The sequence below is a fragment of the Actinomadura chibensis NBRC 106107 genome, assembly GCF_001552135.1.
In the GTDB taxonomy this organism is placed as follows: domain Bacteria; phylum Actinomycetota; class Actinomycetes; order Streptosporangiales; family Streptosporangiaceae; genus Spirillospora; species Spirillospora chibensis.
In genome coordinates this window covers 14,036-33,860 of the sequence record NZ_BCQP01000068.1, presented here as the reverse complement: position 1 = coordinate 33,860, position 19,825 = coordinate 14,036, and the positions used below count along the sequence as shown (strand labels likewise).

Annotated in this window: 20 protein-coding genes; 8 read left to right on the top strand and 12 right to left on the bottom strand. The window is 71.9% G+C overall.

The window, feature by feature from the left end:
• Nucleotides 1-56: 56 nt before the first annotated feature.
• From ACH01S_RS34975 to hisC, 4 genes are all read left to right on the top strand, one after another.
• Nucleotides 57-1,403, top strand: coding sequence for a flotillin family protein (locus ACH01S_RS34975; protein ID WP_067902206.1), 1,347 nt, complete (start codon nucleotides 57-59; stop codon nucleotides 1,401-1,403).
• A 111-nt stretch (nucleotides 1,404-1,514) separates the two neighbouring features.
• On the top strand, nucleotides 1,515-2,192 hold the full coding sequence (locus ACH01S_RS34970; protein ID WP_067902204.1) for an NUDIX hydrolase: 678 nt from the start codon (nucleotides 1,515-1,517) through the stop codon (nucleotides 2,190-2,192).
• 22 nt (nucleotides 2,193-2,214) lie between these two features.
• Nucleotides 2,215-2,583 carry a DUF6401 family natural product biosynthesis protein gene (locus ACH01S_RS34965; protein WP_067902201.1) on the top strand — a complete coding sequence of 123 codons (369 nt, stop codon included), beginning with the start codon at nucleotides 2,215-2,217 and terminating at the stop codon, nucleotides 2,581-2,583.
• Nucleotides 2,584-2,623: 40 nt separating this feature from the next.
• Complete coding sequence (gene hisC / locus ACH01S_RS34960) at nucleotides 2,624-3,703, top strand: histidinol-phosphate transaminase (RefSeq protein WP_067902198.1); 1,080 nt, start codon at nucleotides 2,624-2,626, stop codon at nucleotides 3,701-3,703.
• 41 nt (nucleotides 3,704-3,744) lie between these two features.
• On the opposite strand, the gene ACH01S_RS34955 is transcribed toward hisC, so the two are convergent.
• The 5 genes from ACH01S_RS34955 to purD all read right to left on the bottom strand — a co-directional run bounded on the left by ACH01S_RS34955 (nucleotide 3,745) and on the right by purD (nucleotide 10,871).
• The gene (locus tag ACH01S_RS34955) at nucleotides 3,745-5,076 is read right to left on the bottom strand and encodes a transcriptional regulator (RefSeq protein ID WP_083981496.1); all 1,332 of its coding nucleotides are present in this window, start codon (nucleotides 5,074-5,076) and stop codon (nucleotides 3,745-3,747) included.
• 780 nt (nucleotides 5,077-5,856) lie between these two features.
• Nucleotides 5,857-7,143: a UDP-N-acetylglucosamine 1-carboxyvinyltransferase gene (gene murA / locus ACH01S_RS34950; RefSeq protein ID WP_067902321.1), complete on the bottom strand. Its 1,287-nt coding sequence runs from the start codon at nucleotides 7,141-7,143 to the stop codon at nucleotides 5,857-5,859.
• Between the two features lie 257 nt (nucleotides 7,144-7,400).
• On the bottom strand, nucleotides 7,401-8,225 hold the full coding sequence (locus ACH01S_RS34945; RefSeq protein WP_083981495.1) for an MOSC domain-containing protein: 825 nt from the start codon (nucleotides 8,223-8,225) through the stop codon (nucleotides 7,401-7,403).
• A gap of 26 nt (nucleotides 8,226-8,251) precedes the next feature.
• Complete coding sequence (purB, locus tag ACH01S_RS34940) at nucleotides 8,252-9,562, bottom strand: adenylosuccinate lyase (RefSeq protein ID WP_067902195.1); 1,311 nt, start codon at nucleotides 9,560-9,562, stop codon at nucleotides 8,252-8,254.
• A gap of 61 nt (nucleotides 9,563-9,623) precedes the next feature.
• Nucleotides 9,624-10,871, bottom strand: a complete 1,248-nt coding sequence (gene purD, locus ACH01S_RS34935) for a phosphoribosylamine--glycine ligase (RefSeq protein ID WP_067902185.1) — start codon at nucleotides 10,869-10,871, stop codon at nucleotides 9,624-9,626.
• 376 nt (nucleotides 10,872-11,247) lie between these two features.
• Between purD and ACH01S_RS34930 the strand changes: the two genes are divergently transcribed.
• The gene (locus ACH01S_RS34930; RefSeq protein ID WP_067902183.1) at nucleotides 11,248-12,330 is read left to right on the top strand and encodes a magnesium and cobalt transport protein CorA; all 1,083 of its coding nucleotides are present in this window, start codon (nucleotides 11,248-11,250) and stop codon (nucleotides 12,328-12,330) included.
• A gap of 4 nt (nucleotides 12,331-12,334) precedes the next feature.
• Here the strand turns inward: ACH01S_RS34930 and ACH01S_RS34925 are convergent, their stop codons facing one another.
• From ACH01S_RS34925 to fbaA, 6 genes are all read right to left on the bottom strand, one after another.
• Nucleotides 12,335-13,174 carry a glycerophosphodiester phosphodiesterase family protein gene (locus tag ACH01S_RS34925; protein ID WP_067902180.1) on the bottom strand — a complete coding sequence of 280 codons (840 nt, stop codon included), beginning with the start codon at nucleotides 13,172-13,174 and terminating at the stop codon, nucleotides 12,335-12,337.
• A gap of 5 nt (nucleotides 13,175-13,179) precedes the next feature.
• On the bottom strand, nucleotides 13,180-14,463 hold the full coding sequence (locus tag ACH01S_RS34920; protein WP_067902173.1) for an adenylosuccinate synthase: 1,284 nt from the start codon (nucleotides 14,461-14,463) through the stop codon (nucleotides 13,180-13,182).
• 201 nt (nucleotides 14,464-14,664) lie between these two features.
• The gene (locus ACH01S_RS34915) at nucleotides 14,665-15,087 is read right to left on the bottom strand and encodes a DUF3151 domain-containing protein (protein ID WP_067902164.1); all 423 of its coding nucleotides are present in this window, start codon (nucleotides 15,085-15,087) and stop codon (nucleotides 14,665-14,667) included.
• A 37-nt stretch (nucleotides 15,088-15,124) separates the two neighbouring features.
• The gene (locus tag ACH01S_RS34910; RefSeq protein WP_246236518.1) at nucleotides 15,125-15,679 is read right to left on the bottom strand and encodes a GNAT family N-acetyltransferase; all 555 of its coding nucleotides are present in this window, start codon (nucleotides 15,677-15,679) and stop codon (nucleotides 15,125-15,127) included.
• Nucleotides 15,680-15,726: 47 nt separating this feature from the next.
• Nucleotides 15,727-16,176, bottom strand: a complete 450-nt coding sequence (locus ACH01S_RS34905; protein ID WP_067902156.1) for a winged helix-turn-helix transcriptional regulator — start codon at nucleotides 16,174-16,176, stop codon at nucleotides 15,727-15,729.
• 125 nt (nucleotides 16,177-16,301) lie between these two features.
• Nucleotides 16,302-17,324, bottom strand: coding sequence for a class II fructose-bisphosphate aldolase (fbaA, locus tag ACH01S_RS34900; RefSeq protein ID WP_067902153.1), 1,023 nt, complete (start codon nucleotides 17,322-17,324; stop codon nucleotides 16,302-16,304).
• A 171-nt stretch (nucleotides 17,325-17,495) separates the two neighbouring features.
• Here fbaA and ACH01S_RS34895 point away from each other — a divergent pair, with 171 nt between their 5' ends.
• The gene (locus ACH01S_RS34895; RefSeq protein WP_067902151.1) at nucleotides 17,496-18,221 is read left to right on the top strand and encodes a DedA family protein; all 726 of its coding nucleotides are present in this window, start codon (nucleotides 17,496-17,498) and stop codon (nucleotides 18,219-18,221) included.
• Nucleotides 18,222-18,326: 105 nt separating this feature from the next.
• The gene (locus ACH01S_RS34890) at nucleotides 18,327-18,689 is read left to right on the top strand and encodes a RodZ domain-containing protein (RefSeq protein ID WP_246236519.1); all 363 of its coding nucleotides are present in this window, start codon (nucleotides 18,327-18,329) and stop codon (nucleotides 18,687-18,689) included.
• 17 nt (nucleotides 18,690-18,706) lie between these two features.
• Here ACH01S_RS34890 and pyrE read toward each other — a convergent pair whose 3' ends face one another.
• Entirely contained in the window at nucleotides 18,707-19,243 is a 537-nt protein-coding gene (gene pyrE / locus ACH01S_RS34885) for an orotate phosphoribosyltransferase (RefSeq protein ID WP_067902146.1), read from the bottom strand.
• Nucleotides 19,244-19,302: 59 nt separating this feature from the next.
• Here pyrE and ACH01S_RS34880 point away from each other — a divergent pair, with 59 nt between their 5' ends.
• A complete protein-coding gene (locus ACH01S_RS34880; RefSeq protein WP_148344188.1) occupies nucleotides 19,303-19,818 on the top strand; it encodes a hypothetical protein in 516 nt (171 codons plus the stop codon).
• Nucleotides 19,819-19,825 lie beyond the last annotated feature (7 nt).

Below are 19,825 nucleotides of genomic sequence, written 5' to 3'. Positions count from 1 at the left end.
GCGGTCGTGCCTGACCTGGGGGCCCGCCGCCCACAACCGAAGAGGAGGACGCCGCTATGCCCGTCGCCGTGCTGGCGATCGCCGTCGTCGCCGCGCTCATCATTTTGATCATCTTGTTCAAGATGGTCTGGCGGGTCGCCGAACCGAACGAGGCCCTGATCATCTCCGGGCTCGGCGCCAAGTCCAAGCCGATCGACGGCGTGGACAGCCTCGGGTTCAAGATCGTGACTGGCAAGGGCACGTCCGTGCTGCCGGGGTTCCAGACGTCCCGGCGGCTGCGGCTCGACAGCCGGGCCGCGAACCTCGAAGTGCACTGCGTGACGCAGCAGGGCATCCCGGTGAAGGTCCGCGGCGTGGTGATCTACAAGGTGGGTGACGACTTCGTGTCGATCGCCAACGCGGCCCGCCGCTTCCTGGAGCAGCAGAAGTCGATGGACGGCGCGATCCACGAGCTGTTCACCGGCCACCTCCGCTCGATCATCGGCAACCTCACCGTCGAGGACCTGATCCTCAACCGCGAGCGGCTCACGTCCGAGACCCGCGGCTCGGCGGCCGACGAGATGAGCAAGCTCGGCCTGATCGTCGACTCGCTCCAGATCCAGGAGATCGACGACGAGACCGGCTACATCACGAACCTCGGCCGCCCGCACGCCGCGCGGGTCGCGTCCGAGGCCCGGATCGCCGAGGCCGAGCGCGACCAGGAGGCCACCCAGCGCGAGCAGGAGGCCATGCGGGAGAACGCCGCCGTCATCCGCGACACCGAGATCAAGAAGGCCGAGTACCAGGGCCAGGTGCAGCAGGCCGCGCAGCAGGCCCGGCAGGAGGTCATCCTCAAGGAGACCCGCAACGCCGAGCTGGAGGCCGAGCGGACCGAGAAGCGGCTGGAGAGCGAGGTCCGCAAGCCCGCGGACGCGCGCGCGTACGAGCAGGTCAAGCTGGCCGAGGCCGAGCGCGAGGAGCGCATCGCGCAGGCCCAGGCCGCGGCGACCGAGATCCAGCTCCGGGCGAGCCGGGAGGCGGAGGCGACCCGGCTGCTCGGTGAGGCGCAGGCCGACGCGACCCGGCAGAAGGGCCTCGCCGAGGCGGAGGCGATCAAGGCCCGCGCGGAGGCGCTGGCCGAGAACACCGACGCCGTCATCGCCCAGCAGCTCGCCGAGCAGTGGCCGCAGATCGTCGAGGCCGGGGCCGGGGTGTTCGGCAACGTCGACAACATGGTCGTGCTCAACGGCGCCCAGGGCGTCGAGGACATGCTCGCCAAGGCGCTCACGCTCGGCGGCACCGGCCTCGGGCTGGCCCGCCAGCTCCTCGGCAACATGAACATCCAGAACGGCAACGCGAACAACGGCGCCACCTCGGTCGTCCCGACGCCGATCCAGGGCGAGTCGTCCAAGGACGGCGACTGACCCCGACGACGCACGAGGCCCGGCCGCCCTTCCGGCGGCCGGGCCTTCGCGCGTCCGGGAGGCCGTGCGGGGACGGGGTTTCGGAGGCCGCCTCCCCCATAGACTTCCCTCATGCCCGTCCCGCGCCTCGCCGTTTCCGTCGACCTCGTCGTGCTGACCGTGCGGGAGCAGCGCCTGTGCGCGCTGCGGTGGCGGCGCGACCGGGAGCCCTACCTCGGGGCGTGGTCGCTGCCGGGCGGGTTCATCCAGCTCGACGAGGACCTGCCGGCCGCCGCGTCCCGGCTGATGGCGGAGCGGGCCGGGCTCGCGGACGTCCGCATCCACCTGGAGCAGCTCGCCACCTACGGCTACCCGGACCGCGACCCCCGGCAGCGCGTCGTGAGCGTCGCCTACCTGGGCCTCGCCCCCGACCTGCCCGCGTCCAGCCGCGCGCAGGTGCTGTGGACGGCCGTCGACGAGCTCGTCCACCGCGACCGGGCCGCGTTCGACCACCGCCGCATCCTCTGCGACGGCATGGAGCGGGCCCGCGCGAAGCTGGAGTACACGTCGCTCGCCGCCGCGTTCTGCCCGCCCGAGTTCACCGTCGCCGAGCTGCGCCGCGTGTACGAGATCGTCTGGGGGACGAGCCTCGACCCCCGGAACTTCCACCGCAAGGTCACCGGCGCCGACCGCTTCCTCATCCCGACCGACCGGACGACGACCCGCGACGGCGGCCGGCCGGCCCGCCTCTACCGGCGCGGGGACGCCGAGCAGCTCCGCCCGCCGATGCTGCGCCCGCGCGCGTCCTGACCACCCGCGCGCCTTGATCGCCATGCGCGTCCTGATCACCCGCGCCACCTGGGGGGACGTCGCGGGCACCGCGGGACGGTTGCTAGTTTCGCTCCCTATGAACGGTGACTCGCCCGAAGCGCTCAGCCTGCTCGTCCGGGACATCGGCGAGGCGGGACTCGCCGAGATGGCCGGGTCCCCCGGGCTGGCCGCGGCCGTCGACCAGCACGTGGCCGGGCTCCGCGCCGAGCTCGGCGCGCCGGGCGCCCCGCCCGGCCCGGACGAGCTGATGGGCTACCTGCGGGGCTTCGCGGAGGACGCCGTCAAGCGGGGCTGGTGGCCGGAGGACACGCACGACTGGGAGTTCGTCCGCATTGTGGCGGTTTGCTGGATGATGCGTAACGCTGCATAGGCTTGGATCATCAACCCCTGAGGCAATCTGGAGGACAACGGTGTCCGAGGCAACCACTCCGCGCTTCCGCTCCGTCCTCGACCGGTTCGTGGCTTACAAGCCCGGGAAGGTCGTGGTGTCGCCCGAGGGCCGCTCGTACAAGCTGTCGTCCAACGAGTCGCCGCACGGCCCCCTGCCGTCGGTCGTGGACGCCATCGGCGAGGCGGCGCGGAACGTCAACCGGTACCCCGACAACAACGCGACGGCGCTGACCGAGGCCATCGCGTCGTTCTGCGGCGTGCCGGCCGACCACGTGGCGGTGGGCTGCGGCTCCGTCGGCATGACGCAGATGCTCCTGGAAGCGGTCGCCGAACCGGGCGCGGAGGTCGTCTACGCGTGGCGGTCGTTCGAGGCCTACCCCCTGCTCGTGTCGCTGTCGGGCGCGACGGCCGTCCAGGTGCCGCTGCGGGCCGAGACGCACGACCTGTCCGCGATGGCGGGCGCGATCAGCGACCGGACGCGGCTGATCTTCGTCTGCAACCCGAACAACCCGACCGGCACGGTCGTCGGGCGCGCCGAGATCGAGGCGTTCCTGAACCGCGTCCCCGAGGACTGCCTGGTCGTGCTGGACGAGGCGTACCGCGAGTACGTCCGCGACGACGACGTCCCCGACGGCCTCACCCTCTGCGCCGACCACCCGAACCTCGCGATCCTGCGGACGTTCTCCAAGGCCTACGGCCTCGCGGGCCTGCGGATCGGCTTCCTCGTCGCGCACCCCGTGGTGGCCGGGGCGATCCGCAAGACGTTCCTGCCGTTCAGCGTGAACTCGGTGGCGCAGGCGGCGGGCATCGCGTCCCTCGCCGCGACCGACGAGCTGCTGGAGCGCGTCGAGGGGACGGTCAAGGAGCGCGACCGCGTCCGCGACACCCTGATCGCCGACGGCTGGACGGTCCCGCCGACCGAGGCGAACTTCGTCTGGCTGCGCCTCGGCGTCCGGACCATGGAGTTCTCCGAGGCGTGCGACGCGCGGGGCGTGAGCGTCCGCCCGTTCCCGGGCGAGGGCGCCCGGATCTCGATCGGCTCCCCCGAGGAGAACGACGCGTTCCTGGAAGTGGCGAAGGCCTTCCCGCACCGCAACTGAGGCGCGCCCGGCCCCCGGGCACGCGGTCCGGGGGCGGGGGCTCAACTGGTCTTGGCGGCGGGGCCCAGCTTCTCGACGATCAGGCGGTAGAGCTGGCGGGGGCGGCCCGGCTGCGGCGTGCGGTTCGGGGGGAGCGGCCAGGCGAGGCCCTCCTCGACGAGGGTGCGCAGCAGGCGGCGCGCGGTGCGCGGGGTGACGCCGAGCATCTTGCCCGCGTTCTCCGCGTCCACGATGAGGGGCTGGTCCTGGTCGCCCAGTTTGTCGGCGAGCCTGGCGAGGATCTCCAGGCCCTTGGGTTTGGCCTGCGGCTGCGCGCGCGGCGGGGTGCGCGGCGCCGGGACGAGGGCCCGGCCGTCGCGGTCGAGCGCGAAGCCCTGCGCGCGCTGGGAGCTCTGGGAGCGGGCGAGCGCGGCGCGGGCGTGGTTCTCCGCCTCGTGCGCGGTGCGTCCCATGCCGATGCCGACCTCGATGGCGAGGCCGAGCTCCTCGCGGACGCGTTCGACGAACGGCGGCGTCCGGAAGCCCTCGGTGGACGCGGTCACCGAACCGCGCGTCGCGATCACGAGGTAGCTGTGGTCGTCCAGCGGCCACACGGACGCGTTCATCCGGTGCGCCTCCTGGAGCAGGACGCGGTGCAGCGCGAGCTTCAGCTCGTCCCGCCAGTAGCGCGGGGTGACGCGGCGGGGCGTCTCGCGCAGCGTCGGGACGTCCACGAGGACGACGACGAGCTGCGACTCCTCCAGCCGGTGGTGCGCGCCGAGCAGCGCCGCCGTCTGCAGCGAGCTGCGGATGGCCGCGCCGGTCGGCCGGACCCTGATGGTCGGGACGCCCGCCATCTCCATCCGCTCGGCGGTGGCGTGCACGCAGGTCATCGCGACGGTGGTCGCCCCGCGCCGCCAGAGCCGCTCGTGGAAGGCGGCGAGCGTGCCGGGGCCCGCGGCCTCCTCGCGCAGGTGGACCTGCTCGGTGCCGAGGCTGATCTCGGAGTACGCCTCCTCGACCTCGGCGCGGCCGAGCACGTCGATGCTCACCCGGGCCGGGTCGAACCGGTCGTCGAGGGACGCGCGCAGTAACGCGCCCTGCAGCGCGGCCCCGTTCAGGGGGACGTACGTGGCGGGCATGGTGAGCACGCCCGCCTTCCGCGCGAAGTCGTAGGGGACGGGGCTGGCGAAGAGGCACACGTCCACGCCGGACCCGAGCCGCACGACCTTGTCGGCGGCCTCCTGTTCGTCTCGGTATGCGGCGGCCACCAGCCGGCTAGGTACCGGCGTGGGGCCGTGGCCCATCAGCATGACCCTCTCTACGAGGTCATGGGGGCCCACGACGCCGATCGTGAGGTCGGGGGTGACCGACCCCGTTCGTGCGGCCGTCATCGATGATCGCTCGCTTCCGGTCCGTCCTCTCGGCGGGGGTCCGGCCCCGACCACGCGTTCGCGCACGCTCCGCCCATCGGTTGACTCATGGCTCGTAGCCCCTGCCTTCTGACCCAGCACCGCAGTTCCGTGCGATCCGCCCCGGCCGGGGCGGCATGGTGTGACGCCCAGACGCGAAATCGAATCAAGAGTGCGGCGAAAAAGTAACCTACGGGACCCCCTAGTCAGTAATTTGTCACCATTCGGCCAGCCTTGATCCTGCATCTTCGGACGTCCGAAGTTGAAAAACAAGACCCGAAAACACCCTGGAAGGGCTCTACCGACACTGTTGTCCACACTGGAGACCCCTGGCGTGCGGGTTCGGTTTACCCGGGGCCGAAATCATTCCGGACCGCTGCCGTTCGGTCCGGAAAGACGAGTGATCCGGTGGCGCGGCTCCGGTCGGCGGGCCCGGTGATTTCTTACCGCGTTACGGTCCGTCCGAAGCGGACCGTTCCACGCGTTTCTTCCCAGCTCACCGGTTCGCGGGGGGCCTCATCCGGGCGTCGAATTCGTGCGGTGCGTAATCAGATGGTGACACATTGCTGAACCGATTGGCGGTCGCGCGTTACTGCGTCGGTCAGAAGCTACTCGTGAGTTGGTCAGGAGGGGCCACATTCGGCCGAATCCACCGGTCCGGTCCGTACCGCAGGCGACCACCCGGTCACTTCGCCGGTCCGGCCGGGAGCGGCGGGGCGGCGGGCCGCCGGACGGGCGGCCCGCCGGGGCTCGGCCGGGGGTTCAGCCGACCTCGCGGACGATCTCCGCGCCGAGCTGCGACAGCCGCTCGGCGGTGTGCGCGTGCCCGCGGTCGAGGTAGTAGGCGGACGTGATCGTCGTCTCGCCCTCGGCGGCGAGCCCGGCCAGCACCAGCGCGCTGCCGCAGCGCAGGTCGTGCGCCTCCACCTCCGCGCCGCGCAGCCCGCGCGGGCCGTTGACCTTGGCGCGGTTGCCGTCCACCTCGATGTCGGCGCCCATCTTCGCGAGCTCGTCGGCCAGCTTGAACCGGCCGTCGAAGATCCGCTCGTAGATGTAGGACGGGCCCTCCGCGAAGCAGGACAGCGCCATGATCGGCGACTGGAGGTCGGTGGCGAACCCCGGGTACTCGTCGGTGATCACGTTTATCGGACGGAGCGTCCGGTCGCGGCGAACCTGCAGCACCGCGCCCTGCTGGTGGAACTCGACGCCCATCTGCTCCAGCTTGTCGGCGGCGACGCCGAGGTGCTCCAGCGTGGCGCCGACGAGGTTCAGGTCGCCGCCGGTGATCGCGGCGGCCATCACGAAGACGCCCGCGTCGATCCGGTCGGGCATGACGGTGTGCTCGACGGCGGTCAGCTCGTCCACGCCCTCGACGGTGATGAAACCGGTGCCGCCCCCGCTGATCTTGGCGCCCATCGCCTGGAGGATCGCGATGTTGTCGAGCACCTCCGGCTCCAGCGCCGCGTTCTTGATCAGCGTGGTGCCGCGGGCCAGCGCCGCCGCCATGATCAGGTTCTCGGTGCCGGTGTGCGAGGGGGTGTCGCAGTAGAGCGTCCCGCCGCGCAGGTCGCCGGCCTTGATGTGGATGATGCCGTCGCCGTTGTCGGCCACCTGCTCGGTGACCGTGGCGCCCATCCGCTTGAAGCCGTTGTAGTGGAAGTCGAGGTTGCGGCTACCGAGGTTGCAGCCGCCGACGCCCTCGATGACCGCCTCGCCGAGGCGGTGCAGCAGGGCCGGGACGAACAGGAACGAGCCGCGGAACCGGGACGCGATGTCGGCGGGCAGCACCGGGCTGCTCAGCGACGAGGCGTCGATCACCAGGGTGCGCTCGGTCTCGTGCAGTTCGGCCTTGGCTCCCACGGCCCGGGCGAGTTCGACCGCGCGCCGGACGTCCTCGATGATCGGGACGTTGCGCAGCACGGTGCGCCCCTTGGAGGCCATCAGCGAGGCGCCGATCATCGGCAGGACGGCGTTCTTCGCCCCCTGCACGAATACGGTGCCGTGCAGCTGACTGCCGCCGCGCACGCGGTAGCGAACCTCGTGGCCCATGCTCATGCCGCTTTACTCCTTCTCGGTGGGGATAGTGCCTGCAAGTGGGAGCACGAGGGCCGAGCGCGCCGAACGGTGTCCCCCTCTGCGCCAACGCGACCCCAGTAAACCACCGGGCCGCGAGTGTCGCGTGCGGCCCGCCTACTCGGGTGTCACTCTGCCCCTTGTGATGCCCACCGGACGCGGAAAGTTCGGTGGGCCCCCCGCTCGCGAAGCTTCGCCCGAACCGCGGAGATCAAACCGCGCACCACCGGTGATCAGCCCGAACGGGCCTCCAGCACCTCGACCGGATCCCCTACGGCGAGGGGCCCGAGGGTGCGCGGGACGGCGTTCACACCGAACCTGATGCCGCGGTCGCGGGTGCGGTAGGACGCAAGCGTCCGCAGCGGCTCGCGGCCCCGCTCGGCGGTGTCCTGGTCGGTCGTGGTGACCACGCAGCGGGCGCACGCCTTGACCACCTCGATCACGGTCGCGCCGACCCGCAGGAGGCGGACGTCGTCCTCGGCGTAGGGGCCGAGGCCCTCGATCACGAGGCTCGGCCTGAACCGGTTCATGGGCAGCGGCTCGGCCACGCGTCCGGCCAGGCGCCCGTTCAGGTCGGCCAGGGACTCGGCGGAGATGACCAGCAGCGGGTAGCTGTCGGCGAACTTCACCTCGCCGCCCGCCCGGGACGTCGGCCGGTGGCCGGTGAACCGCACGAGCCTGCACTCCCGGTCCAGAAAGGACGAGAACCACGCGGCCGCCTCGTCGCCCTGGTCGACGCCCCGGCATTCCGTGCGGTGGACGAGCACGTCCAGCACTTCGCCGTCGTCCACGGCCTTGTGCGCGAGCGTTTTGGCGTCCCGGCCGTTCACGGTGAGAATCTCGCCGTCATAGGAGGGCCGCAGCAAAGCCATCTCCGCGAGTTCCCGCTGCGACAGAAAGCGGCCTTCCGGAGTGACGAGCATGAACTCACGATCGAACAGCAGACCGGTCGCGGTCAGCTCGGCGGTGCGCAGTGCCGTCCCGCGCCCGCTTTTCAGCGGATAGACGTTCAGCTCGGTCAGTGTCGCCGTCGATGTCGCCGTCGGTGTCGCCGTCAAGGCCCCTCCTGTCGGGTTCCGCTGGGTTACTGGAGGGAGGCGAGGCGGTCGAACATCGGGCCGAGCCGTTCGACGAACCGCTCGGGGCGGCAGACCTCGTCCAGGCGGCCCTCGTCCAGCTTCAGGCCCGCCGCGGCTGCGTGCCCGCGCAGCGTCTCCCGGAACGGCGTGCCGGTCTCCCACGTCTCCATGGCGGCCTTCTGGACGAGCGGGTACGCCTCGTCGTCCCGCGACATCCCCGCCTCGACCAGCTCCAGCAGGACGGTCGAGGTGTAGATGAGGCCGCCGGTCGACTCCAGGTTGGCCTTCATGCGGGCCTCGTCCACCACGAGGCCGGACATCAGGCGGTTCGTCAGGTTCAGCATGTAGTCGAGCGCGATGGACGCGTCCGGCAGCGCGATCCGCTCCGTCGACGAGTGCGAGATGTCGCGCTCGTGCCACAGCGGGATGCCCTCCAGCACCGGGACGATCTGCGCCCGCACGATCCGCGCCATCCCGGCGAGCCGCTCGGAGATGATCGGGTTCTTCTTGTGCGGCATCGCCGACGAGCCCTTCTGGCCCTTGCCGAACGGCTCCCACAGCTCGCGGACCTCGGTGCGCTGCCCGTGCCGCACCTCCAGCGCGATCGCCTCGCACACCGTCGCCATGATCGCGAGGGCGGAGACCCATTCGCTGATGCCGTCCCGCATGACGACCTGGGTCGACACGTCGGCCGCCTCCAGGCCGAGCTTCCGGGCGACGTGCAGCTCGACGGACGGGTCGATGTTGGAGTACGTCCCGACCGCGCCGGAGATCGCCATCACGCCGACGGACGCGCGGGCGCGCCGGAGCCGGTCGCGGGACCTGGCCAGCGCGAACGCGAAGTCGGCGACGCGGTGGCCCCACACGTCCGGCTCGCCGTGGATGCCGTGCGTCCGCCCGACCCGCAGCGTCGCCCGGTGCGCGAGCGCGTGGTCGCGCAGGGTCGCGACGAGCGCGTCCGCCTTGCCGAGCAGGATGTCGGTGGCCTCGACGAGCTGGAGCGCGAGCGCCGTGTCCAGCAGGTCGGACGACGTCATCCCGAAGTGGACGTACCGGGCCGCCTCGCGGGGCTCGGTGTTGTCCGCCCATGCCGACAGGAAGGCGATCACGTCGTGCTGCGTGACCGCCTCGATCGCGTGCACCGCCTCCGGCGTCGGCGGCGGCGCGTTCCGGACCGGCTCCACCACCTCCGGCGGGATCGTCCCGGCCTCGGCGTGGGCCTCGACCACCAGGGTCTCGACCTTGCACCAAAGCTCGTACTTGTGCGCGTCGCTCCAGACGCGCCCCATCTCCGGGAGTGTGTAGCGCTCGATCACCCGGTCATTGTCCCAGGTACGGCCCTGTCCCCGGAAACCAGGTGCCGCGGGCGAGCCGCGCTCAGCCGGTCGCGGCCCGGAGGGCGATGTCGGTGCGGTGGTGGGAGGCGCGCAGGCCGATCTCGGCCACGGCGGCGTAGGCGGCGGCGCGGGCCGCCGCCAGGGAGTCGCCCGTGCCGACGACGTTCAGGACGCGGCCGCCGTTCGAGAGGAGGCGCCCGTCCGGGTCCGTCCTCGTGCCCGCGTGCAGCACGTACGCGCCTTCGACCTTGGCCGCCTCGGCCAGCCCGGTGATCTCGTCGCCCTTGACCGGCGCGGCCGGGTACCCCTCGGCGGCCACGACCACCGTGACGGCCGCGCCGGGGCGCCACTCCGGCCGGAACGCCGGGTCCAGGCCGCCGATCGCGCAGGACTGGAGGAGCGTCCCGAGCGGGGTGGCCAGCCGGTCCAGGACGACCTGCGTCTCCGGGTCGCCGAAGCGCGCGTTGAACTCCACGACGCGGATGCCCGCCGACGTCAGCGCCAGCCCCGCGTACAGGACGCCCACGTACGGCGTCTCGCGGCGGCGCAGCTCGTCCACGGCGGGCTGGACGACCGTCGCCATGATCTCCTCGACGAGCCCGTCCGGCGCCCAGGGCAGCGGCGTGTACGCGCCCATCCCGCCCGTGTTCGGGCCCTCGTCGCCGTCGTAGGCGCGCTTGAAGTCCTGCGCGGGCAGCAGCGGGACGGCGTGCTCCCCGTCGCACAGCGCGAACAGGGAGACCTCGGGGCCGTCGAGGAACTCCTCGATCACGACGCGGCCGCATGCGGCCGCGTGCGCCGCCGCGGCCTCCCGGTCGGCGGTGACGACGACGCCCTTGCCCGCGGCGAGGCCGTCGTCCTTGACGACGAAGGGCGGGCCGAACGCGTCGAGGGCCTCGTCCACCTGCGCGGACGTCTCGCAGACCCGCGCCTCGGCGGTCGGCACCCGGGCCGCCGCCATGATCTCCTTCGCGAACGCCTTGGACCCTTCGATCCGTGCGGCGGCGCGGTCCGGGCCGAAGCACGGGACGCCCGCCCGGCGCAGCGCGTCGCCGACGCCCGCCATCAGCACCGCCTCCGGGCCGACGACGACGAGGTCGGCGCGGAGCCGTCCGGCCAGCTCGGTGACGGCGGTCGGATCGGTCGGGTCGAGGGCGTGGTTGTCCGCGATCCCGGCCGTGCCGGGGTTGCCCGGCGCGCAGTGGACGGCGGTGACGGCAGGGTCGCGGTGCAGGGCGCGGGCGAGCGCGTGCTCGCGGCCACCCGATCCAAGGACGAGTACTCGCACGTCACGCGAGCTTAGTGTGCGCCGGGCGCGGCGGGCGGCGGGCCGGGCATACCACCGCGCGGCCGGACGTTCCGCGGAATGAGGGGACGGTCACACTCGGGACAGGTGAACCTTCCCGATGCGGACGGCGTCCTTAAAGTCGGCTGGTAAGCTTCCACAGGCTTGACCGCCTGCCGTCGAGGCCGGGAAAGGAGGTGGTCGGGATGAGTCCTGGTGATCCTTGCAGTTCGCCGGAAAACCCTCACAGTCCGGGCAGGACTGTCCCTCCGTCCGCCTCCATCTGGCGTCCGGCCGTCGCCTCCGCGTGCTCCCTTCGCTGACCAGCCTGGGTTGAGCGCGCGCTACGCGCGTGTGGCCGGCGGGTTAGGAGCACCTCATGGCCATGACACGAGTCCGCCCCGGACGCGCGCTGTTCAAGACTCGCCGCCCCGCCGGCGTCCAGGCCCCGGACCGCGATACCGCCGTGATCGACTGGGCCGCCTACATCGACGGCCATCGAGCCTGCACCGACACCGTCGCCGACGCCGTCCGCCTCATCCGCGACGGCCGCCTCACCCCCGACGGTGAGAGCGCGGGCTTCGTCTGGGTCGGGCTGCACGAGCCGTCCGCGACCGAGCTGGCCGACCTCGCCGAGGTCTTCGGCCTGCACCCGCTCGCCGTCGAGGACGCGATCCACGCCCACCAGCGGCCGAAGCTCGAACGCTACGACGACGTCCACTTCGTCGTGATGAAGACGGTCGGCTACGTCTCCAGCGGGCCCGGCGGCGCCGAGGTCGTGGAGACCGGCGAGATCATGCTCTTCTGCGGGCCGGACTTCGTGGTGACCGTCCGGCACGGCGCGCACGGGGAGCTCGGCCCCGTCCGGCGCGACCTGGAGAAGGACCCGGCGCGGCTCGCGCTCGGCCCGGCCGCCGTCCTGCACGCCGTCGCCGACCGCGTCGTCGACGGCTACGTCGGCGTCGCCGACGCCGTCATGGAGGACATCGACGAGGTCGAGGAGGCCGTCTTCTCGCCCGAGCGCACCGACGAGTCCCGCCGCATCTACCGGCTCAAGCGCGAGGTCATCCAGCTCAAGCGCGCCGTGGGCCCGCTCGCCGGACCCCTGCGCAACCTGTCCGGGCGCCGGTTCGTCCCCGCCGAGATCAAGGAGTACCTCCGCGACGTCGAGGACCACCTCACCCGCGTCCGCGAGCAGGTCGAGTCCTACGACGAACTGCTCAACCCCATCCTCCAGGCGCACATGACCCAGGTGACCGTCGCCGACAACCGCGACATGCGCAAGATCTCCGCCTGGGGCGCCATCTTCATGGTCCCCACCGCCATAGCGGGCATCTACGGCATGAACTTCGACTTCATGCCCGAGACCAGATGGCGCTACGGCTATCCCATGATCCTCGTGGTCATAGCCATGGCCTGCATGTCCCTCTACCGGGGCTTCCGCCGCAACGGCTGGCTGTGACGGCCTAGCCCGCCAGGACGTGGTTCAGGCGGTCGGGGTAGTCGGTGACGATCGCGTCCACGCCGTACTTGATGAAGCGGGTCATGTCCTCGGGGGTGTTGACCGTCCAGACGATGACTTGGAGGGCGGCGGCGTGGGCCTGGTCCACCAGGGCCGGGGTCGTCAGGGCGTGCTCCGGGGAGAGGGCGTGCGCGCCCACCGCCTCGGCGACGGAGACCGGGTCGGTCGGGGGGTGGCCCGCCAGCCAGGCGGTGCCGGGGGCGAGGGTCTTGCGTTCCAGGAGCGCTACGCGGCCGAACTCCGGGTGGTCGCGGCGGGCCGTCGCCAGGACACGCCAGTCGAAGGCCAGGAGGCGGGAGCGGGCGGTGAGGCCGTGGGACGCCAGGACGCCGGTGACGGCCGTGGTGAGGCCCTCGATCTCGGGCTCGGGCCAGGCCGGGTCGGTCTTCAGCTCGACGGAGAGGCGCACGCCGGTCGGGGCCAGCAGGGCGCACGCCTCGTCGAGGGTCGGGATCCGCACGCCCGGGACCGGGACCTGGGTGAAGCGGGGGTGCGGGCGGGCGCCCGCGTCCACCGTGCGGAGCTGCGCCAGAGTCAGGTCGCGGATCCGCTTGCCGACGTAGGGGAAGGCGGGATCGTCCGGTACGGCGGGCTCGGTGTCGGCCAGGTTCACCGGCGACAGCGCCTGGTCGTGGTTCAGGACGACTACGCCGTCTGAGGAGAGGCCGACGTCCAGTTCGATGACGTCGACGCCCAGTTCGAGCGCGTGGACGAAACCGGGGAGCGTGTTCTCCGGGCGCAGCCCGCGCGCCCCCCGGTGGCCGTGGACCTCGACCGGCGGCACGGCGGCTAGACGAGCGGCCGCAGCGACAGCGTCTGGTCGCGGCCCGGCCCGACGCCGATCGCCGAGATGCGGCAGCCGGACATCTCCTCCAGCGCGCGGACGTAGGCCTGCGCGTTCTCGGGGAGGTCCTCGAACTTCTTGGCGCCGGTGATGTCCTCGCGCCAGCCGTCCAGGTATTCGAGGATCGGCTTGGCGTGGTGGAACTCGGTCTGCGTGGTGGGCAGCTCGTCGACGCGGGCGCCGTCCACCTCGTAGGCGACGCACACCGGGATCCGCTCCAGCCCGGACAGGACGTCCAGCTTCGTCAGGAAGTAGTCGGTGACGCCGTTGACGCGGGTGGCGTACCGGGCGATCACGGCGTCGAACCAGCCGCAGCGGCGGTCGCGGCCGGTGGTGACGCCGTACTCGCCGCCGGTCGTGCGCAGGTACTCGCCCTGCTCGTCCAGCAGCTCGGTGGGGAACGGTCCCGAGCCGACGCGGGTCGTGTACGCCTTGATGATGCCGATCACGCGGTTGATCTTCGTGGGGCCGATGCCGGAGCCCGCGCACGCGCCGCCCGCCGTCGGGCTGGACGACGTCACGAAGGGGTAGGTGCCGTGGTCGAGGTCGAGCAGCGTGCCCTGCGCGCCCTCCAGCAGGATCACCTTGCCGTCGTCCAGCGCCTTGTTCAGGATGAGCGTCGTGTCGGCGACGAACGGCTTGAGGCGCTCGCCGTACGCCAGGTACTCCTGCACGATCGGCCCGGTGTCGATCCGGCGCCGGTTGTAGACCTTCGTCAGCACCTGGTTCTTCTCGCGCAGCGCCAGGTCGAGCTTCTGGGTGAGGATGTTCGGGTCGAACAGGTCCTGCACGCGGATGCCCATCCGGTTGATCTTGTCGGCGTAGGTGGGGCCGATGCCGCGCCCGGTGGTGCCGATCCTGGCCTTGCCGAGGTAGCGCTCGGTGACCTTGTCGAGGGCCCGGTGGTGCGGCATGATCAGATGCGCGTTCGCCGAGATCAGCAGGCGTTCGCAGGAGACCCCGCGGTCCCGCAGGCCGTCGATCTCCTGGAGCAGCACGGCCGGGTCGATCACCACCCCGTTGCCGATCACCGGGACGACCTCCGGCGACAGCACCCCGGACGGCAGCAGGTGCAGCGCGTAGCTCTTGTCGCCGATGACCACGGTGTGGCCCGCGTTGTTGCCACCCTGGTAGCGGACGACGTAGTCGACGTCCCCGCCGAGCAGGTCTGTGGCCTTGCCCTTGCCCTCATCTCCCCATTGGGCTCCGACAAGAACGATGGCCGGCATGCCGCTTTCCTTCCCACGACGAAGGCCCCGGTCGCAGCAAGCGCGCGAAGGGGCCTCTTGCGATCAAAGCGTACCCGCACCTGAGCGGCAAGGAAACCGGAGGCGAACAACGGCGCCGGTCAGGGGCGGCCCACCCGATCGGCCCGCCCGATCGGCTCGGGACGTAGCGGCCCCTCGGCCAGGTCGGCGATGGGCCCCGGGCTAGGACGCGGCGAGCTCGTCCGCGGCGGTCTGGCTGCTGTCGCGCAGGAACGTGCGGCAGCGCTCGGCCTCGTCGTCCTCGCCGATCGCGGCGGCGGCCCGGCCGAGGGCGTGCAGGGAGCGCAGGAACCCGCGGTTCGCCTCGTGCTCCCACGGGATCGGGCCCTGGCCCCGCCACCCGGCCCGGCGGAGCTGGTCGAGGCCCCGGTGGTAGCCGGTGCGGGCGAACGCGTACGAGTCGATGACGCTGCCGTTCGCGAAGGCGCGGTCGGCGAGCGCGGCCCACGCCGCCGGGTGGTCCGGGTGCCGCGCGGCGACCTCGAACGGGTCGACGCCGTTCGCGAGGGCGGTGCGGGCCTCCGCGTTGTCCGGCAGTTCGGTCGGAGGCGGGCCGCCGAGCAGGTTCTGGGTCATGCGGGTCATCGTAGGTCGGCCCGGCCCGCCCGCACCAACCGGGGCGTCACCGCAGGTCGGACGCCACCCCGGCGATCGCCCCCGCGGGCGCCGGGGCGGGCATCGGCAGCGGCAGGCGGTAGCGCGCGGACTCGCCGTCCCTGGTCGAGCGGGCCGCCGGCCAGCCGCGCCGCAGGAACAGCACCGCGCCCCGGTTCGTGAGGACGACGTCCGCGTCGAACTCGGTGACCCCGCGCCGCTCGGCGAGCTTCGACAGGAACGCGACGAGCGTGGTGCCGAGGCCGTGGCGCTGCCAGGGGTCGCAGACGAGGACGGCGACGTCCGCGCGCCAGGGCCGGGCCGCGTCGCGGACGTACTCGGCGACGCCGACGATCTCGTCCCCGTCCAGGGCGACCAGGGCGTCCCGGTCCCAGTGGTCGACGCCGTCGAGGAGCCGGAGGTAGTGGTCGGGGATGCGGGGCGTCCCGGAGAAGAAGCGTGTGTAGAGGCTGGCGGTCGACAGCCGCGCCGACATCCGGCGGACCCGCTCCCGGTCGCCGTACCCGTACGGGCGGATCCGGACGTCGTCGGCGCGTCCCCCGCGCCCGCCGAGTTGCGTCATAAAACTCATTGGACCGCAGAAAGTAGCGTGAAGCAACTGTGAATGCGTCAGGCGGCCGGGCCGGGGATCGGCTCGACGTCCCCCGGACCGAGCTGCGCGCCGCAGGAATCGCAGGTGAACTGGGGGGTGAGCCGTCCGGAGCAGCCGCGGTGGCCGATGATCAGCGGCGGCCCCTCCGGCGCGTAGTGCCGGTCGCCCCACATCAGCAGCGTCATGATCACGGGCCACAGCTCGACGCCCTTGCGGGTCAGCCGGTACTCGAACCGCTCCGGCCGCTCCTGGTACGGGACGCGCCGCATGATCCCCTCGGCGCACAGCCGGTTCAGCCGGTCGGTGAGGACGTTGCGGGCCACGCCGAGGACGTCCTGGAAGTCGTCGAACCGCCGCACGCCCTGGAACGCGGTGCGGATCAGCAGCATCGTCCAGCGGTCGCCGACGACCTCAAGCGACCGGGCGACCGAGCAGTTCTGTGACTCGTACGTGCGGGGCAGTGCCACGTTCCGGAGCCTACCCGGAGTCTCGTGGGGCAACGCTCCGCCGAAACAGCGGTGTGCCCGCCCGGGGGACCATCCCTGGACGGGCACCGGACGGCACGTCCCGTTATCGCGTCAGCCGTTGGCGGTCACTTCAGCCGCTGGCCCGCGGACTGGAGGTTCTCGGCGGCCTCCACGACGCGGGCGGCCATCGCCGCCTCCGCCGCCTTGCCCCACGAGCGCGGGTCGTACTGCTTCTTGTTGCCGACCTCGCCGTCGACCTTCAGCACGCCGTCGTAGTTGCGGAGCATGTGGTCGGCGACCGGGCGCGTGAACGCGTACTGCGTGTCGGTGTCGATGTTCATCTTGACGACGCCGTACGACACGGCCTCGCGGATCTCCTCCAGCGTGGAGCCGGAGCCGCCGTGGAACACGAGGTCGAACGGCTTCTCCTTGCCGTACTTCGCGGCGACCGCGTCCTGGATCTCCTTGAGGACCTCGGGACGCAGCTTCACCGACCCCGGCTTGTAGACGCCGTGCACGTTGCCGAACGTCGCCGCGAGGATGTAGCGGCCCTTCTCGCCCACGCCGACGGCCTCGGCCGTCGCGAGCGCGTCGCCCGGCGTCGTGTAGAGCTTCTCGTTGATCTCGTTGGCGACGCCGTCCTCCTCGCCGCCGACGACGCCGATCTCCATCTCCATGATGATCCGCGCCTTGGCGCACTGGTCGAGCAGCTCGGCGGCGATCTCCAGGTTCTCGTGCAGCTCGACGGCGGAGCCGTCCCACATGTGCGACTGGAACAGCGGCTCCTCGCCGCGGGCCACCCGCTCCTGCGAGATCTTGATGAGCGGGCGCATGAAGCCGTCCAGCTTGTCCTTCGGGCAGTGGTCGGTGTGCAGCGCGATGTTCACCGGGTACTTGGCCGCCACGACGCGGGCGTACTCGGCCAGCGCGCTGGCGCCGACGACCATGTCCTTGACCGTGGAGCCGGACAGGTACTCGGCCCCACCGGTGGACACCTGCACGATCCCGTCGCTCTCGGCCTCGGCGAACCCGCGCAGCGCGGCGTTCAGCGTCTGGCTGGACGTCACGTTGATCGCGGGGAAGGCGAAGCGGTCCCGCTTGGCGCGGTCGAGCATCTCCGCGTAGACCTCGGGCGTTGCGATGGGCATTGGTCAGCGTCCTTTCGTGTGCGCGGTGCCGCCGGGCGTCCCCGCCGGGCGGTAGGACCCGGTCGTCCGCGTACCCGGGCGAGCGCCCAGGTCACGCGATTTCGGGTCCGGCATGCCGTCCACGCTCAGTATCCCGCCTAATCGGAGGCCCGGGAAAGGTACGCTCGCGGTGTGGATCTCACGGCCCTTCCCCTTGGCATCACCGAGTACCTGCACCCGGAGGCGTGGCTGCAGCTGTTCGGGACGTTCGCGACGATCGGCGTCCTCGCCATCATCTTCGCGGAGACCGGGCTGCTCTTCGGCTGCATCCTGCCGGGCGACTCGCTGCTGTTCACGGCGGGGATCCTCACGGCGGTCTCGACCGTCAACGGGCAGGAGTTCCAGCCGCTGTCACTGCCCTGGCTGCTGGTCGGCGGCCCGGTCGCGGCGATCGCGGGCGCCCAGCTCGGGCACTTCCTCGGCGCCCGCTACGGGCGCAAGCTCTTCGACCGGCCCGACTCGCGCATCTTCAAGCAGGAATGGGTCGAGAAGGCCGAGCACTACTTCAACCGGTTCGGCCCGGCGAAGGCCGTGGTGCTGGCCCGGTTCATCCCCATCGTCCGGACGTTCCTCAACCCGCTCGCCGGGATGCTCGGCATGCCGTCCCGCAAGTTCTTCATCTGGAACTGCGTCGGCGGCATCCTCTGGACGGACGCCCTGTTCATCCTCGGGCACTTCCTCGGTTCCGAGGTCCCGGACGTCGAGCGCTACATCCTGCCGGGAGTGGGCGTCATCCTGGTCCTTTCCGTGATCCCGATCATCCGGGAGATCATGAAGGGACGTAAAGCGGACCAGGGTCCAGATAAGAATGGCCCCGAAGAGTCACGTCCGTCGCTCAGCGGTGACAGTTATCGCTAACCTCCCCATGTGGGACGTCATCGGTCGGACCCTAGGGGTCTCGCGCGCATCCTGATCGCGGCCGTGGCCGTGATCGCGGCTCTGGCCCTCCTCGTGGTGGGCGCCATGGCTCTGGTCAACGCGGTCACCGGCGAACCCGACCCCAAGGGGCCCTCCGCGGCGGTCTCACCGTCCGACGCGAGCGCCGGGTCGACGTCGCCGGACGCCACCACGTCGCCGACGGTCGTGCTGCCCCTGGTGATCCGGGTGATCGGCCCGGCGACCCCGGTCGTCGTCCGGATCGCCGACACCAGCGGCAGGGTGCTCACCAACGGGACGCTCAAGACCGGCGACACCCTCCAGTACCGGGAGGCGCCCCTCCAGGTCGTCGCCGCCAACGGCGGGTCGCTGCAGGTCGTCATCTACGGCAAGCTGCAGCCGCGCGAGCCCGCGGGCGAACGCGCGCAGTGGTTCGTCAGGTCCCGCTAGCTAGGAAAGACCGAAAGCTAGGAAAGACCGAGGTCGGCCACGTCGTACGGGTGCCGGTAGGGCAGCCCCTCCGCGGCGATGCGCCCGGCCGCCCCCCGCTCCAGGATCGTCGCGACTCCCACGACCTCCGCCCCCGCCTCCCGCAGCGCCTCCACGGCCGTCAGCACCGACCCGCCCGTGGTCGAGGTGTCCTCGACGGCGAGGACCCGCCGCCCGGTCACGTCCGGGCCCTCGATGCGCCGCTGCAGCCCGTGCGCCTTGCCCTCCTTGCGGACGACGAACGCGTCCAGCACCCGTCCCCGCGCCGCCGCCGCGTGCAGCATCGCCGTCGCGACCGGGTCGGCGCCGAGCGTGAGCCCGCCCACCGCGTCGTAGCCGAGGTCGGCGGTGTGGTCGAGCATGACGCGTCCGACCAGCGGCGCCGTCGCCCCGTCGAGGGTCACCCGGCGCAGGTCCACATACCAGGAGGCCCGCTTGCCCGAGGACAGCACGAAGTCCCCGTGCACGACGGCCTTCTCCTTGATCATCCGCAGCAGCTCATCGCGATCGCTCACGCTCAGACCCTAGCCACCCGTCCGGCGCCGCCGCGCGCCGCCCGTGTACGGTGCCCGGCATGACGCCGGGAACGCTCGTCCTGCTGCACGCCCCGAAGGAGACCTCGGCCGCGTGGGGAGACCTGCCCGCGGCGCTCCGCGCGGCCGGGCTGGACGTCCGCGCGCCCGACGTCCCGGACGAGACCGGCCCCCGCTACATCGCCCGCGCCGCGCTGCTCGTCGGCGCGTCCGGGCCGGTGCCGCCGCTCGTCCTCGTCGCGCGCGGTGCCGCGGGCCCGCTGCTGCCCGGCCTCGCCCTCGCGCAGCGCGCCGCGCACCGTCCGATCGGCGGCTACGTCTTCGTGGACGCCGACCTCCCGCACCCGCTCCGCCACGACCACGCCGCGCCGGAGAACGACGTCCCGATGCCCCCAGATTGGCCGGAGGCGCCCTGCGGCTACCTCCGCACCCATCCGGTCGGCCAAGCCCACGACCAAGCCCTCAGAGAGGCCCACCTAAGAGGCTGGCCCACCAAGGACCAAGACCCTCAAACCCCACTGCCCCAAGCCCTACGCGACCTAATCAGCTCACTTTGAGCCCGAG

Bases quoted from the DNA above. Each gene is read 5' to 3' on its own strand.
- ACH01S_RS34975 (WP_067902206.1), top strand. From the start codon at position 57: ATGCCCGTCGCCGTGCTGGCGATCGCCGTCGTCGCCGCGCTCATCATT.
- ACH01S_RS34970 (WP_067902204.1), top strand. From the start codon at position 1,515: ATGCCCGTCCCGCGCCTCGCCGTTTCCGTCGACCTCGTCGTGCTGACC.
- ACH01S_RS34965 (WP_067902201.1), top strand. From the start codon at position 2,215: ATGCGCGTCCTGATCACCCGCGCCACCTGGGGGGACGTCGCGGGCACC.
- ACH01S_RS34955 (WP_083981496.1), bottom strand. From the start codon at position 5,076: ATGACGGCCGCACGAACGGGGTCGGTCACCCCCGACCTCACGATCGGC.
- murA (WP_067902321.1), bottom strand. From the start codon at position 7,143: ATGGGCCACGAGGTTCGCTACCGCGTGCGCGGCGGCAGTCAGCTGCAC.
- ACH01S_RS34930 (WP_067902183.1), top strand. From the start codon at position 11,248: ATGGCCATGACACGAGTCCGCCCCGGACGCGCGCTGTTCAAGACTCGC.
- ACH01S_RS34920 (WP_067902173.1), bottom strand. From the start codon at position 14,463: ATGCCGGCCATCGTTCTTGTCGGAGCCCAATGGGGAGATGAGGGCAAG.
- ACH01S_RS34915 (WP_067902164.1), bottom strand. From the start codon at position 15,087: ATGACCCGCATGACCCAGAACCTGCTCGGCGGCCCGCCTCCGACCGAA.
- ACH01S_RS34910 (WP_246236518.1), bottom strand. From the start codon at position 15,679: ATGACGCAACTCGGCGGGCGCGGGGGACGCGCCGACGACGTCCGGATC.
- fbaA (WP_067902153.1), bottom strand. From the start codon at position 17,324: ATGCCCATCGCAACGCCCGAGGTCTACGCGGAGATGCTCGACCGCGCC.
- ACH01S_RS34890 (WP_246236519.1), top strand. From the start codon at position 18,327: ATGGCTCTGGTCAACGCGGTCACCGGCGAACCCGACCCCAAGGGGCCC.
- ACH01S_RS34880 (WP_148344188.1), top strand. From the start codon at position 19,303: ATGACGCCGGGAACGCTCGTCCTGCTGCACGCCCCGAAGGAGACCTCG.